Here is a 512-nt window from a genome sequence, read left to right as displayed (position 1 = left end):
GCATCAAGCCCCATGGCTGCAAATCCTTCAGCACTAGATTTTGATCCATCTTTAGATCTAATAGTAAATTCTTTAACAGCATCCCCAATTTTATCAATGGAAAATGCTCCATTTGTAGCACCACTAATCAGAGTATTGGTAAACTGATCTGCAGTAAAACCTAGCATTTTAAACTGTACTGAATACTCATTCAAGGAATCTAAGAGATCATCGTTTTTGTTGGCCCCATTTTGAGCACCTTGTGCGATCAAAGTGAATGCCTGTTCTCCAGTAATTCCAAAGTTTTTCATTAGTGCATCGGCTGCGCGAGTCGATTCATTCACTTCAAATTCAAAGGTATCTCTTAGCATTAAGGCATTTGTGGTAAGGTTCTCTAACTCCTTGCCTGAGGCTTGGGTGATTTGTTTGACTGTAGATAAAGACTTGCCTATATCCTGGTAATTCTCGCCAAAGTTATTATTATAGATGGAAAGCATGGTATCTTTAAGACCACTCATTTCCGCCTCCGCCAT

The 512-nt window shown here is 39.5% G+C and carries 1 protein-coding gene; it reads right to left on the bottom strand.

Annotation, left to right across the window (positions count from 1 at the left end; genetic code table 11):
• Nucleotides 1-497 (bottom strand): phage tail tape measure protein (locus LMF89_RS25585; RefSeq protein ID WP_229537609.1); only part of this gene is annotated, 497 nt, incomplete at its 3' end.
• Nucleotides 498-512: the final 15 nt, after the last annotated feature.

It is taken from the genome of Pelosinus baikalensis (assembly GCF_020819555.1).
Lineage (GTDB): Bacteria > Bacillota > Negativicutes > DSM-13327 > DSM-13327 > Pelosinus > Pelosinus baikalensis.
This window is presented reverse-complemented; position numbering and strand designations above follow the sequence as displayed.